Raw genomic sequence first — 12,751 nt, forward strand, 5'->3', positions numbered from 1 at the left:
AAGCACCCTGGCGAAACTGACATGCGCAATGCACGGTGATTTACGCACCCTACGTTTGTAGCGCATGAGATCAGCTTTTACGTACAGTTCGCACATGGTAGTCGCCTTGCATGTGGGAGATTCTATGTTTGAGGGCAACCCACAGACGCCGCAGATGTGGTGTGTGCACCGAAGCCTTCCCGGATAAATCCGGTCCCACGGGATGACCGCATTTCACCTGTGGGAGCGAGCTTGCTCGCGAAGACGCAAATAGATCCAGCTCATCCTTTGAGTCTGAACTATTGCCTTCGCGGGCAAGCCTCGCTCCAACGGATTCGATCAAAGCTTTATTTCAGTCCCCAGCAATACCAGAAAACCCGCCAGCCATGCAGGATGCGCAGGCCATGCCGGCGCGGTTACCAGATTGCCTTGGGTGTGCGCGGCGGTCACGTCTATGTCGATGAACGTACCGCCACTCAGTCGCACTTCAGGCGCACAGGCCGGGTAGGCGCTGCATTCGCGACCTTCAAGAATGCCCGCCGCCGCCAGCAATTGCGCGCCGTGACACACCGCGGCGATGGGCTTGCCGGCCTTGTCGAATGCTCGCACCCAGTCAAGAATGGTGTCGTTCAAGCGCAGGTATTCGGGAGCGCGGCCGCCGGGGACCAGCAATGCGTCGTAGTCTTCAACCTTGACCTTGTCGAAGTCAAAATTCAGCGCAAAGTTATGCCCCGGTTTCTCGCTGTAAGTCTGATCGCCTTCGAAGTCATGAATCGCCGTGCGAACGGTCTGACCCGACTTCTTGCCGGGACAGACGCCGTGCACCACATGCCCGACCATTTGCAGGGCCTGGAATGGCACCATCACTTCGTAGTCTTCGACGTAGTCGCCGATCAGCATCAGGATTTTCTTGGCAGCCATCATTGTTCTCCTCTTGGGTAGTGAAGCCAGTATCGGCCAATGTAGAAAGGCGTGGTAACAGCCTGGTACTACAAGAGTAGAAGTCGATGAGCGTTTGCGTCAGTCCCTCCGGTCCAGCGCATTGACCACCAACCGATCAACCCAGCCCCAGATGCGTTGCTTGACGCGACTCCACAAGGGGCGGCTTTTCCAGGCATCCAGGGTGATTTCGCTGCTCACCGCAAAGTCTTTTTCAAAGCTGGCGACCACATCGTCGGTCAACCCGGAATCCAGCGCCTCAAGATTGGCTTCAAGGTTGAAACGCAGGTTCCAGTGATCAAAGTTGCAGGAGCCGATGCTGACCCAATCGTCGACCAGGACCATTTTCAGGTGCAGGAAGCACGGCTGGTACTCGAAAATCTTCACCCCGGCACGCAGCAGACGCGGGTAATAGCGATGACCGGCGTAGCGCACCGACGGGTGATCAGTGCGTGGACCGGTGAGCAACAGGCGCACATCGATGCCGCGCTCGGCCGCCTTGCGCAGCGAACGCCGGACTTTCCAGGTCGGCAGGAAATACGGGGTCGCCAGCCAGATGCGTTGGTGGCCGCTGTTCAAGGCGCGGACCAATGATTGCAGAATGTCCCGATGCTGACGGGCGTCGGCATAGGCCACACGGCCCAGCCCTTCTCCCGATACCGGCACCTTGGGCAGACGCGGCAGGCCGAAGTTTTGCTCTGGACGCCAGGCCGTGCGGCGTGGGTTGGCGTGAAACTGGCGGTCGAACAGCGCTTGCCAATCGATGACCAGCGGCCCGGCAATCTCCACCATCACTTCATGCCATTCGCTGGCGTCCTTGGTCGGGTCCCAGAATTCATCGGTCACGCCGGTCCCGCCGACCACCGCCAGCTCCTTGTCGACCAACAACAGCTTGCGATGGTCGCGATAGAAGTTGCGCACGCCGCGCCGCCAGTGGATGCGGTTATAAAACCGCAGGATGACCCCGGCGTCGGTAAGCCGTTTGCGCAGGCCCAGGGTGAAAGCCTGCGCGCCGAAGTCATCGAACAGGCAGCGCACGATGACGCCACGCTTGGCCGCATCGACCAATGCGCGGACCACGGCTTCGGCACAGGCGCCAGCCTCCACGAGGTAGAGCTCCAGCTCCACTTGCTGCTGCGCGCCGTCGATGGCAGCGATCATGCGCGGAAAGAACGCCGGACCGTCGATCAACAGTTTGAATTGGTTGTCCTTGCGCCAAGGAAAGATCGCCCCGGTCATCAGCGAGCCGTGAAAATCAGAACAGCGCCAACGGGAACCGAAAGGCTGATGGCTGACAATCCAGCCACGCTGCGCAAGGTCTTGAGGCCGGGCACCAGATCGAAGTCCTGGGCGTGCATGACCAGCGGCTCAAGGGTCACAACTTGAAAACGGCGCTGATCAAGGCGCGTGGCGAGCAGCTCGGCGTTGTAACTGTGCGTTTTGCCATGCAGCTGCACGGTCAGCGGCAAGCGCAATTCCAGCTGCGCGCCCGGCGCCAGATCGTTGATCGGCTGCAAATTCAGCTGGGCATTGATGCGCGCGTCGGGGAATTTGTCGACTTCAAACAGGGCATCGCGGATACGCTCGTCGCGCAAGGCAATGCCGGTGCTCACCGATTCCAGCTCGACTTCCAGCTCGGCCACACCTTTGGGATCGACTTTGCCGTGCAGCGTGAGGAAGCGATGCACTTCAGCGGTGTCGGCATTTTTTGTGGACGTGAACGACAGTCGTGACGACTCGTTGTCCAGATACCAGTTCGCCTGAGCGGGAAGCGCGAGCACGGCCAAAAAGGCCAGCAGCAGGCGGGTGGTGGTGTGCATGCAAACTCCAGATGCGCAATGAGGGAGCAACCTTACCGCCTGTCTGACAGCTGGCAAACCGCTATGTTCGCAGCACGGTTCATCAAGGTGTCTGCGGCAACAGCCGACAGCCCTGCCGCTCGCCCTGCCAGGCGGCGCTGCTGCTCCGGCCGAGGCCGCTGGCGGTCACTCGTTTGTTGGCGGCATCGTCGGTCAAGGTACTGGGTACGTACTGTTTGACGTAGACGCGGCAATAGTTGGCGGAATTAAGCACGACGTAGCGACAGGAGCAATACTCTTTGGCGGTGTAGGCACTGATGATGCCGGGGAATGCGTTCAGGGCAACGCGGTTTTGCCAGGCCAGTGCGGCCACGGCGAACAGTATCAACAACAGCAGGCTGCTAAAGGGGCGGCGGCGGATGAAGTGTCTGCGCGTGGTCATTGGCTGTCCTTTTTGCCGAAGGCGGCCAGGGCGAGCTTGAGCAGTTGATCGTGGTCGTAACTGCCATCGCGATCATCGGCGTAACGCACGATCACCAACCCAGCGCTGGGAATCACATACAACGCCTGCCCCCAATGCCCCAAGGCTGCGAACGTATCGGGCGGCGCGTCCGGCCATGGCCCGCTCGCACCCTCCAGCGTGCGATTGAGCCACCATTGCCCGCCGGGGATTTCAGCGCCGGGATTCACGTTCAGTCCAGCGAATGGCGTCAGCACGAACTTCACCCAGGCCTCGGGCAGCAATTGTCGATCATTCCAGCGACCCTCTCGCTGCATCAGCAAGCCGACGCGCGCCAGGTCGCGGGCGGTCATGTAGGCGTAGGACGACCCCACGAAGGTGCCAACGCCATCGGTTTCCCACACAGCACTGAGAATGCCCAGCGGCTCGAACAGCGCGGTCCAGGGGGAATCAGCGTAAGCCTGCGCGCCGACGATGGTTTTCAGGGCGGCTGACAGCAGGTTGCTGTCGCCGCTGGAATACAGAAACGAAGTGCCCGGCGCTTGCCCGCGTCGGTGCCCGGCGGCGAAGCGCGCCATATCGCTGCGCCCTCGGGTATAGAGCATGGCGACTACCGACGAATTGAGCGGCGCATATTCGTAGTCTTCCTGCCAGTCCAGCCCGGAAGCCCAGTGCAGCAAGTCGCGCAGTTTGATATCGGGGTGTGCCAACATGGGCGGATAAAACTTCGCCACCGGATCATCCAGCTGAAAGCGCCCTTCCCCAAACGCCACGCCCAGCACACTCGCCATCACGCTTTTGCTGATCGACCAGGTCAGGTGCGGCGTGGCAGCTGTGGTCTCACCTGCATAACGTTCATAGATCACCTGGCCGTTACGGATAACCAGCAAGGCGTCAGTACGCACACCTTTGCGCTCGGTCTCGTCGCGTGCCGGGAACGCATAGTTTTCCAGCGTTGCCAGCGCCGCAGTTCTGGCAGCGGGATTGATCGACCAATGCTCCGCCGGCCAGTTTTCGACGCTGGCTGAAACAGCATGAATACCGGTGAACAGCAGCATCAATAAACAGAGAAGCCGACGATGCATGGGACGGACCTTTTGCAGAGTTCGGGAACTCTAGCAGCGGTTCATGACAGAACGCGGGAGACGCCTGGCAGGACGGCTTTTGTGGGAGAGAACTTGTCCTCGATGGCTGTCATTTCAGCACTGCATGTGGGTCAGGCGGATCACGGTCGTCTGGGCTGGCTATCGAGGACAAGTCCTCTCCCACAAAGGCACCGTCCACACCAAGCCGGGCGTTGCGACCATCGAATCTCCAACCACAGACAAGTCGCTTCAACGCCCCGTCACACAACCATCACCAAAGCGTCACGGTCATGACACGGCGTCTGCCTAGCCTGCATAAGTACAGCAAAGCGCTTGGCCATTTCAGCCCATCGCCCGCACTTGCAGGGCTGGCTCACGGAGACTTCGCATGACCCAGATCGCTCGTATTCGCGACACCGCTAACGACCGCCGCCTTCAGGCCGAACGCCTGATCGGCAGCAAAGCCTTGCAGGAAGCACAGGCCCTGCGTTTCAGTGTGTTCAGCGGCGAATTCAACGCCAAACTCAAAGGCGCGGAATTGGGCCTGGATATGGACGACTACGACGTGCATTGCTCGCACATCGGCGTTCGTGACTTGAGCACCGGCAAGCTGGTAGCAACCACTCGCCTGCTCGATCACAAAGCGGCCAATACCCTGGGCCGTTTCTACAGCGAAGAAGAGTTCAGCCTGCACGGCCTGAGCCATCTGCAAGGCCCGATCCTGGAGCTGGGTCGCACTTGCGTTGATCCTGCCTACCGCAACGGCGGCACCATCGCGGTGCTGTGGAGCGAACTGGCCGAAATTCTCAACGAAGGCGGTTACAGTTACTTGATGGGCTGCGCCAGCATCCCGATGCAGGACGGCGGCATTCAGGCCCACGCCATCATGCAGCGCCTGCGCGAACGTTACCTGTGCACCGAAAACCTGCGCGCCGAGCCGAAAAATCCGCTGCCGTCCCTGGATCTGCCGAGCAACGTGATCTGCGAAATGCCGCCACTGCTCAAGGCCTACATGCGTCTGGGTGCGAAAATCTGCGGCGAGCCGTGCTGGGACGAAGATTTCCAGGTGGCCGACGTGTTCATCCTGCTCAAGCGCGACGAGCTATGCCCGCGCTATGCCCGCCACTTCAAGGCAGCCGTGTGATGAGCCGCACGCGCGGCTACGCGCGAGTGGCCAGAGTATTGTTGGTGATTGCCCTGGGTCTGACGATTGCCGGAGCGTTTTCCTTGATGGAGCGCTTGCGGATCGGCAACTCCATGGCGCGCCGCCAACGCTGGAGCCGCTGGTTCATGGCGCGCCTGACCAACGCTCTGCCGTTTCGTGTCACCGTGAGCGGCGAGCTGCCACGTCAGCCGATGCTGTGGGTCAGCAATCATGTGTCGTGGACCGACATTCCGTTGCTGGGCATGCTGGCACCCCTGTCATTTCTGTCCAAGGCCGAGGTGCGCACCTGGCCGGTTGCCGGCTGGCTGGCGCTAAAAGCCGGTACGCTGTTCATTCGCCGTGGTTCGGGTGACAGCCGTTTGATCCAGAAGCAGATGAGCAATCATCTGCAACAGAACAATGCATTGATGATCTTCCCGGAAGGCACCACCACCGATGGCCGCAGTCTGCGCACCTTTCATGGTCGCCTGATGTCCAGCGCCATCGATACTGGCGTGCCGCTGCAACCGGTGGCGATTCACTATTCGCGCAATGGCAAACCTGACCCTATCGCGCCATTCATTGGCGATGACGATCTGCTCTCCCACCTGCGCCGCTTGTTCGCCAATGAGCAAGGTGACGTGCATATCCAGTTGCTGGAGCCGATCGCAACGCTTGGCCAGGAACGCGCCGCGCTGGCCTTTCAAGCCCAGCAGGCGGTGCAAGTAGCGTTATTCGGCGAGATCGCTCAACCGACCGAAGTGGCCCGTCCCGCCAGAGCGGCTTGAGAGAAATTCTGCAGCACAGGATAAAACTCAGCGAAGTCAGCACTCAACGGCTGGTAAAGCGCCTGCAGTTCCTGCATGGCGCCCGCCAGCCCCTGGGGGCGTGACAAACGCCGGGAAATCCCCGCCAGCACTTGCTCCACCACGGCAAAATCCCGATACGAACTCAACCAGTCCTGAGCAGCCATGCGCGGCGCAATCAGCGCCAGGTTGCCGGGTAATTCCGGTTCGGCAGCGAGCACGCCATAAACCTTGCGGGTGAATACCTCCAGCGGCACATCGGCGTAGCGCTGCCAGTCACGGGCCAGGCAATGGTCGAAAAATACGTCGAGGATGATCCCCGCATAACGCCGCCGCTCGGCGGGGAAACGCGCAATCGCGGCTTTGACCAGCGGATGGCTGTCGGTGAAGGCATCAATGCTGCGATGCAACTGGATGGCGTCGGCCAGCTCGTCCGAAAAGCGCCCAGCCAAAGGCCCTTTGACGAAATCGCCATACAGGCTGCCGAGTAATTGCGGCGGGCGTTGACCGCCGAGGTGCAGATGCGCGAGGTAATTCATACCGCCAGCGTACGCCCGGAAACGCCCGGCAGGCAAATATCGTTATAACCCGATATAGCGTTTTATCCAGTCCTCAGCAGAAAATCATATTTGTATATCGCGAAATACCAATATAAAGTTCGCTCCATCGCGATATAGCGCTATACCCATATTGAGAACGAAATGCCTATCGACCTCGACGAAATAATAAAAGCCCTGGCTCACCCTGTTCGCCGTGAAATTCTGGTGTGGCTCAAAGATCCCCTCACCTGCTTTCCCGATCAGGAGCACTCCACGGAAAACGGTGTCTGCGCCGGTCAGATCGACCAACGTGCAGGCCTTTCGCAGTCCACGATTTCTGCCCATCTGGCGACGCTGCAACGCGCTGGCCTGATCAGCAGCAAGAAGGTTGGCCAATGGCACTTCTTCAGGCGCAACGAAGAGGTCATCCAGGCCTTCATCGACGCGCTGCTGCTGGAACTGAAAAAGCCGTCCTGACACGCCGGCTCAACACTATTCATTCAGGAGATGCCTCGTGCCTCTTTCACTGCTAATTCTGGCCTTGAGCGCCTTCGCCATCGGCACCACCGAGTTCGTTATCATGGGCCTGCTACCTGATGTGGCGAGTGATCTGGGCGTGTCGATCCCCGGTGCCGGCTGGCTGGTGACCGGTTATGCGCTGGGCGTGGCCATCGGTGCGCCGTTCATGGCCATGGCCACCGCCAAACTGCCGCGCAAGGCTGCACTGGTTACGCTGATGGGCATCTTCATCATCGGCAACCTGCTCTGCGCGATTGCCAGCGACTACAACGTATTGATGTTTGCCCGGGTGATCACGGCGTTGTGCCACGGTGCATTTTTCGGGATTGGTTCAGTGGTAGCCGCAGGGCTGGTGCCAGCCAATCGCCGCGCTTCCGCTGTGGCGTTGATGTTCACCGGCTTGACTCTGGCCAACGTGCTGGGCGTTCCGTTGGGTACGGCATTGGGCCAATACGCAGGCTGGCGCTCGACATTCTGGGCCGTGACCGTCATCGGCGTGATCGCGCTGATCGGCCTGATCCGTTACTTGCCGACCAAACGCGACGAAGAAAAACTCGACATGCGCGCCGAGCTTGGCGCCCTGAAAGGTGCTGGCATCTGGCTGTCGCTGAGCATGACGGCGCTGTTCTCCGCCTCGATGTTCACCCTGTTCACCTACATCGCGCCGCTGCTGGGCGAAGTCACCGGCATCTCGCCAAAAGGCGTGACCTGGACGCTGCTGCTGATCGGCCTGGGCCTGACCGTCGGCAATGTCATCGGCGGCAAGCTGGCTGACAAACGCCTGGCCGCGACGCTGATCGGCGTGTTCATCGCCATGGCCGTGATCTCGACCGTGCTGAGCTGGACCAGCGTGGCGTTGATCCCTACTGAAATCACTCTGTTCCTGTGGGCCACTGCCGCATTCGCCGCCGTGCCTGCCCTGCAGATCAACGTGGTGACCTACGGCAAGGCGGCACCAAATCTGGTGTCGACCCTGAACATCGGCGCCTTCAACGTCGGCAATGCCCTGGGTGCCTGGATCGGCGGCAGCGTCATCGCCCACGGTCTGGGCCTGACCAGCGTGCCCCTGGCCGCCGCGTTGCTGGCCGTGCTGGCGCTGATCGTCACCCTGATTACTTTCCGCCAGACCGCCAATACCGAGCTGGCCCCTGCTACCCACTAATTATTTGATCATTCAAGAGGTTTGCACCATGACGACTATCTTTGACCCGATCACCTTGGGCGAGCTGCAACTGTCCAACCGCATCATCATGGCGCCGCTGACGCGCTGCCGCGCCGACGAAGGGCGCGTGCCTAATGCGATGATGGCCGAATATTACGTTCAGCGTGCTTCGGCGGGCCTGATCATCAGCGAAGCGACTTCGATCACGCCAATGGGTGTCGGTTATCCGGACACTCCGGGCATCTGGTCCAACGATCAGGTGCGCGGCTGGAGCAACATCACCAAAGCCGTACATGCCGCCGGCGGCAAGATCGTCCTGCAACTGTGGCACGTAGGTCGGATTTCCCATCCTTCGTACCTCAACGACGAAGCGCCGGTCGCGCCAAGCGCCGTCAAGCCTGAAGGCCACGTCAGCCTGGTTCGCCCGTTGGCGGATTACGTGACCCCGCGCGCCCTTGAACTGGCGGAAATCGCCGACGTCGTGGACGCCTATCGAGTCGGTGCGGAAAACGCCAAGGCCGCCGGTTTTGACGGTGTGGAAATCCACGGCGCCAACGGTTACCTGCTCGACCAGTTCCTGCAGACCAGCACCAACCAGCGTACCGACCAATATGGTGGTTCCGTGGAAAACCGTGCGCGGCTGATGATTGAAGTGGTCGATGCGGCCATCGAAATCTGGGGCGCCGGTCGTGTCGGCCTGCACCTTTCGCCGCGCGCTGACTTGCACGACATGGGTGACGACAACCTGAGCGAAACCTTCAACTACGTGGCAACCGAAATGGGCAAACGCGGCATCGCCTTTATCTGTGCCCGGGAACGCGAAGCCGGCGACAGCATTGGTCCACAGCTGAAAAAAGCCTTCGGCGGCGCTTATATCGCCAACGAGAAATTCACCAAGGAAACCGCCAACGCCTGGCTGGCCAACGGCTCGGCCGATGCCGTCGCCTTCGGTGTGCCCTTCATCGCCAACCCGGACTTGCCGGCGCGCTTGAAACTGGATGCAGAGCTGAACGCCCCGCACCCGGAAACCTTCTACGCCAAAGGGCCGGTGGGCTATATCGACTATCCGGCGCTTTGAGGTAGCACCAACAATGGGCGATTCGTTGGAGATTCTATGTCTGGGGGCAACCGCCAGGCACCGCAGAAGTATTGTTTGAACCGACGCCTTCCCGGCTAAAGCCGGTCCCACTAGATCGCGCTACTTGTGTGGGACCGGATTTATCCGGGAAGACGGTATTCCAGTAGACGCAACTGCATCGGCTGTATCGTCTATCGCGAATGTTGCGTAGATCCGTTGACTACCTTCGAGCATTCAACTGCTGCGACAAGGTTTGAATCTGCGCGGTCAGGGTATTGATGTTGCGGGTGACCTGGGCACGGAATGAATCGAACTCGGCAGTATTGCCACCTGCTGAAGGAGCCGGACGATTTTCCTGTTCGCTCTTGAGCACGATCAGGTCTTGTTCCAGACGCTCGATGGCAGCTGCTGGATTGCCTTGTTTCTTCAGCGCAGCCACATCGGCGTTCAGACTCTTGAGCTGAGCGTCGATTTTTTCCTGATCGCCCTGGCTCGCTTTCGAGTCAGGTATGGCGGCCTTGAGCGAAGCCAGCTCGGTGGTCACGGCTTTGAGTTGTTCTGCCAGCTGAGCATTGGCGTTCTGTTGCTGGGCGGTCTGGGCGGTCATCTGTTCCAGACGTTTTTCCAGCGCAGATTGCTGGCCCGTCACACCTTCCTGCTGCTTGTCCTGATCGGCCAGCTGATCTTCAAGCAACTTGATCCGCTGCTTGAGCGCAACGCCGTCGACCACGACCGACTCGGTGGCGACCACTTTCCCGGAAATATCCTGAAGGCGCCCCGCCGCTTCTTCGCTGATCCGCGCAAAGCTTTCCTGAGTGGCTACCAGTTGCTGCTCCATCAGGGAAATCTGCTGAAAACTCCACCAGCCCAGCCCGCAAAAAGCGATGAACAGCGCGCCAACCAGCGCCCATAACGGGCCAGTGCTCGGCGCCTTGACCTTGACCACAGGTGTATCGCGGGAGTAGACCGTGGTGCGTTTGCGCGCGCCGGTGGTTGGCGCGAAGTCGTCATCATCGTCCTTGGCGCTGAGGTTCGGGACGTCATCGACGTCGTCGTAAGGATCGTTACGCATGAGGAACCCTGTATGAATCCGCTTTTTAAGCCTGAAAGTCGGGGGAGTATAACCGTTGCAATTCGCAACTACGGCGCTCACATGTTTTGTTGCGCTTTCCACCAGTCGCAGAACTCGTCCAGTGCCGCCCAAAGGCTGACCTGCGGCTGATAATCCAGATAATGCCGGGCCCGACTGATATCAAGGGTGAAGTCCTTGCTCATCACCTGCATGCCCACACGCGACAGCGTAGGTTCAGGTCGTCCGGGCCAAAGCAGGCATGCGCCCTCATTTATAGCAGCTGCGGCGTAAGCCAGGCCGTAGGAACGATAACGTGTTACCTGCGGCAATTGCATCCGGCGCATCACGTAATTCACCGCATCCCACACCGGCACTGGCGTTCCGTTGCTGATGTTGTAGGCCTTGCCCAAGGCCGAGCCGGTCGCCAGCAGGCTGCTGAGCATGGCCTGATTGAGGTTTTGCATGCTGGTAAAGTCCACGACATTCAGCCCGTTGCCGATGATCGACAAACGGTTTTTGCGCTGCATATTCAGCAGTCGCGGAAAAATACTGTTGTCGCCCGCGCCGGTCACGAATCGCGGCCGCAAGGCGATGACCTCCAGGCCGAATTCTTCTGCGCCAAAGACCTTTTGCTCGGCCAGATACTTGGTCGCTGCGTAATGATTGTTGAAGCGCCTGGGTACCTGATCTTCGGTGATACCCAAATGCGAGCGGCCATCGAAGTAAATCGAAGGCGACGACAAATGCACCAACCGGCGCACGCGCTGCTTCAAACAGGCTTCAACCACGTTTTCGGTGACTTGCACATTGCCCTGGATAAAGTCCTGCTTGCGGCCCCAGACGCCGACTGCCCCGGCGCAATGCACCACCGCATCGACGTCCCGGCACAGCTCGCGCACCAATTGCGGATCGATCAAATCACCCTGAACAAACTCGGCGCCACGCATTACCAGGTGTTCGACACCTTCGGCGCGACGACCATTGACCCGTACGTCAAACCCCTGCTCCAGGGCGAAACGCGCAAAGCGCCCGCCTATAAAGCCGCTTGCGCCGGTGATCAGAATCTTCATTTACCGCTCCATCGAATTTCGTGTGACAAGGTTCATGGACAATTTACCTGTGGGAGCGAGCTTGCTCGCGAAAAGCCAAGCCCCTGAGACACTGCCTTCGCAAGCAAGCTTGCTCCCACAAGTGCGCTGTTCACTGCGCACTGACGCTCAATCAGCCCCAAGCGGCACCAGCCATTGCCCGGCCTGTTGCGCCAGATGCTCCGTCAACTGCGTCAGCAGCTGTCCACCGTTGCGCCAGTGATGCCAATACAGCGGCACATCCACCGGCTTGTCCGGCACCAGCTCAACCAGCGCGCCACGTTGCAGCTGCTCGCGGACCTGCAACTCGGGCACCAGTCCCCAACCCATGCCAACCTCGGTCATGCGGATGAAGCCTTCGGACGATGGGCACAAATGATGCTCGAATCCGCCCTCGACCCCAAGCGATGCCAGGTAGCGATGCTGCAAAAAATCGTCGGGGCCGAACACCAGCGCCGGTGCCCGCGCCAACCCCGCCGGGGTGATACCTGCGGGAAAATGCCGGGCGATAAACTCCGGGCTGGCCAGTGCACGATAGCGCATGGCGCCCAGCACCTGACTGCGAGCCCCCGCCACCGGACGTTCGCTGCCACAGATACAGGCGGCTACTTCTCCGGCCCGCATGCGTTTGAGGCCGACGTCCTGATCCTCCACCACCAGATCCAGCAACAGACGGTGTTCGGCGCAAAAATCCCCCACCGCCGAGGCCCACCACGTCGCCAGGCTGTCGGCATTGATCGCAATGCGCAGCCGCTCGGGCATGCCTTCTTCGTCCAGCGCCGGAACCTGGCTCTGCAAATCCCGCTCAAGCAGACGCACCTGCTGCACATGGTTGAGCAGCCGCCGGCCAATTTCCGTCGGACGTGGCGGCGTCGCCCGGATCAGCACCGGCTGACCAATGCGCGCCTCCAGCAATTTGATGCGTTGGGAAACCGCAGACTGCGACAGGCTCAACACCTGCGCCGCCCGCTCAAAGCCCGCTTGCTCGATGACCGCAGCAAGGGCGGACAGCAATTTGTAGTCGAACATCAGTTTTCCTAATGAGCAATCAGGATTATTGGTTTTTCTTATACCGCGTCAC

14 protein-coding genes are annotated in these 12,751 nt (G+C 60.1%); 5 read left to right on the plus strand and 9 right to left on the minus strand.

Annotated elements, in window-relative coordinates:
* Positions 1–318 precede the first annotated feature (318 nt).
* The 5 genes from ACP7E4_RS11620 to ACP7E4_RS11640 form a co-directional block, all read right to left on the minus strand.
* Positions 319–903 carry a DJ-1/PfpI family protein gene (locus ACP7E4_RS11620; RefSeq protein WP_426113842.1) on the minus strand — a complete coding sequence of 195 codons (585 nt, stop codon included), beginning with the start codon at positions 901–903 and terminating at the stop codon, positions 319–321.
* Positions 904–999: 96 nt separating this feature from the next.
* Positions 1,000–2,157: a phospholipase D-like domain-containing protein gene (locus ACP7E4_RS11625; RefSeq protein ID WP_426113840.1), complete on the minus strand. Its 1,158-nt coding sequence runs from the start codon at positions 2,155–2,157 to the stop codon at positions 1,000–1,002.
* Positions 2,157–2,738 carry a YceI family protein gene (locus tag ACP7E4_RS11630; RefSeq protein ID WP_426113838.1) on the minus strand — a complete coding sequence of 194 codons (582 nt, stop codon included), beginning with the start codon at positions 2,736–2,738 and terminating at the stop codon, positions 2,157–2,159. The genes ACP7E4_RS11625 and ACP7E4_RS11630 overlap by 1 nt, the downstream gene beginning before the upstream one ends.
* An 82-nt stretch (positions 2,739–2,820) precedes the next feature.
* Positions 2,821–3,159 (minus strand): amidase, encoded by a 339-nt coding sequence (locus ACP7E4_RS11635; protein WP_426113836.1) that lies wholly within the window; start codon positions 3,157–3,159, stop codon positions 2,821–2,823.
* Positions 3,156–4,235: a serine hydrolase domain-containing protein gene (locus tag ACP7E4_RS11640; RefSeq protein WP_426113951.1), complete on the minus strand. Its 1,080-nt coding sequence runs from the start codon at positions 4,233–4,235 to the stop codon at positions 3,156–3,158. Before ACP7E4_RS11640 ends, ACP7E4_RS11635 begins: the two co-directional genes overlap by 4 nt.
* A 415-nt stretch (positions 4,236–4,650) precedes the next feature.
* Here ACP7E4_RS11640 and olsB point away from each other — a divergent pair, with 415 nt between their 5' ends.
* Positions 4,651–5,406: an L-ornithine N(alpha)-acyltransferase gene (gene olsB, locus ACP7E4_RS11645; protein WP_065832094.1), complete on the plus strand. Its 756-nt coding sequence runs from the start codon at positions 4,651–4,653 to the stop codon at positions 5,404–5,406.
* Positions 5,406–6,194 carry a lysophospholipid acyltransferase family protein gene (locus ACP7E4_RS11650; protein WP_426113834.1) on the plus strand — a complete coding sequence of 263 codons (789 nt, stop codon included), beginning with the start codon at positions 5,406–5,408 and terminating at the stop codon, positions 6,192–6,194. The genes olsB and ACP7E4_RS11650 overlap by 1 nt, the downstream gene beginning before the upstream one ends.
* Here the strand turns inward: ACP7E4_RS11650 and ACP7E4_RS11655 are convergent.
* Complete coding sequence (locus tag ACP7E4_RS11655) at positions 6,155–6,751, minus strand: ACP phosphodiesterase (RefSeq protein WP_426113832.1); 597 nt, start codon at positions 6,749–6,751, stop codon at positions 6,155–6,157. The genes ACP7E4_RS11650 and ACP7E4_RS11655 overlap by 40 nt on opposite strands.
* Positions 6,752–6,913: 162 nt before the next feature.
* Between ACP7E4_RS11655 and ACP7E4_RS11660 the strand changes: the two genes are divergently transcribed.
* From ACP7E4_RS11660 to ACP7E4_RS11670, 3 genes are read left to right on the plus strand one after another with little or no spacing between them, the layout of a single operon-like run.
* The gene (locus ACP7E4_RS11660) at positions 6,914–7,228 is read left to right on the plus strand and encodes an ArsR/SmtB family transcription factor (protein ID WP_020293015.1); all 315 of its coding nucleotides are present in this window, start codon (positions 6,914–6,916) and stop codon (positions 7,226–7,228) included.
* 37 nt (positions 7,229–7,265) lie between these two features.
* Positions 7,266–8,432 carry an MFS transporter gene (locus ACP7E4_RS11665; protein ID WP_426113830.1) on the plus strand — a complete coding sequence of 389 codons (1,167 nt, stop codon included), beginning with the start codon at positions 7,266–7,268 and terminating at the stop codon, positions 8,430–8,432.
* Positions 8,433–8,460: 28 nt separating this feature from the next.
* Positions 8,461–9,510 carry an alkene reductase gene (locus ACP7E4_RS11670; protein WP_426113828.1) on the plus strand — a complete coding sequence of 350 codons (1,050 nt, stop codon included), beginning with the start codon at positions 8,461–8,463 and terminating at the stop codon, positions 9,508–9,510.
* A 220-nt stretch (positions 9,511–9,730) separates the two neighbouring features.
* Here ACP7E4_RS11670 and ACP7E4_RS11675 read toward each other — a convergent pair whose 3' ends face one another.
* From ACP7E4_RS11675 to ACP7E4_RS11685, 3 genes are all read right to left on the minus strand, one after another.
* The gene (locus ACP7E4_RS11675; protein WP_426113826.1) at positions 9,731–10,582 is read right to left on the minus strand and encodes an ATPase; all 852 of its coding nucleotides are present in this window, start codon (positions 10,580–10,582) and stop codon (positions 9,731–9,733) included.
* A 77-nt stretch (positions 10,583–10,659) separates the two neighbouring features.
* Positions 10,660–11,652, minus strand: a complete 993-nt coding sequence (locus tag ACP7E4_RS11680) for an NAD-dependent epimerase/dehydratase family protein (protein ID WP_426113824.1) — start codon at positions 11,650–11,652, stop codon at positions 10,660–10,662.
* Positions 11,653–11,799: 147 nt separating this feature from the next.
* A complete protein-coding gene (locus ACP7E4_RS11685; RefSeq protein WP_426113822.1) occupies positions 11,800–12,699 on the minus strand; it encodes a LysR family transcriptional regulator ArgP in 900 nt (299 codons plus the stop codon).
* Between the last annotated feature and the right edge of the window lie 52 nt (positions 12,700–12,751).

Source organism: Pseudomonas sp. DSP3-2-3, assembly GCF_049898225.1.
Taxonomy (GTDB): Bacteria; Pseudomonadota; Gammaproteobacteria; order Pseudomonadales; family Pseudomonadaceae; genus Aquipseudomonas.

Coding starts and splice junctions, on each gene's coding strand:
- ACP7E4_RS11630 (WP_426113838.1), bottom strand. CDS start 2,738: ATGCACACCACCACCCGCCTGCTGCTGGCCTTTTTGGCCGTGCTCGCG.
- ACP7E4_RS11650 (WP_426113834.1), top strand. CDS start 5,406: ATGAGCCGCACGCGCGGCTACGCGCGAGTGGCCAGAGTATTGTTGGTG.
- ACP7E4_RS11620 (WP_426113842.1), bottom strand. CDS start 903: ATGATGGCTGCCAAGAAAATCCTGATGCTGATCGGCGACTACGTCGAA.
- ACP7E4_RS11635 (WP_426113836.1), bottom strand. CDS start 3,159: ATGACCACGCGCAGACACTTCATCCGCCGCCGCCCCTTTAGCAGCCTG.
- ACP7E4_RS11685 (WP_426113822.1), bottom strand. CDS start 12,699: ATGTTCGACTACAAATTGCTGTCCGCCCTTGCTGCGGTCATCGAGCAA.
- ACP7E4_RS11625 (WP_426113840.1), bottom strand. CDS start 2,157: ATGACCGGGGCGATCTTTCCTTGGCGCAAGGACAACCAATTCAAACTG.
- ACP7E4_RS11655 (WP_426113832.1), bottom strand. CDS start 6,751: ATGAATTACCTCGCGCATCTGCACCTCGGCGGTCAACGCCCGCCGCAA.
- olsB (WP_065832094.1), top strand. CDS start 4,651: ATGACCCAGATCGCTCGTATTCGCGACACCGCTAACGACCGCCGCCTT.
- ACP7E4_RS11660 (WP_020293015.1), top strand. CDS start 6,914: ATGCCTATCGACCTCGACGAAATAATAAAAGCCCTGGCTCACCCTGTT.
- ACP7E4_RS11670 (WP_426113828.1), top strand. CDS start 8,461: ATGACGACTATCTTTGACCCGATCACCTTGGGCGAGCTGCAACTGTCC.
- ACP7E4_RS11640 (WP_426113951.1), bottom strand. CDS start 4,235: ATGCTGCTGTTCACCGGTATTCATGCTGTTTCAGCCAGCGTCGAAAAC.
- ACP7E4_RS11680 (WP_426113824.1), bottom strand. CDS start 11,652: ATGAAGATTCTGATCACCGGCGCAAGCGGCTTTATAGGCGGGCGCTTT.
- ACP7E4_RS11675 (WP_426113826.1), bottom strand. CDS start 10,582: ATGCGTAACGATCCTTACGACGACGTCGATGACGTCCCGAACCTCAGC.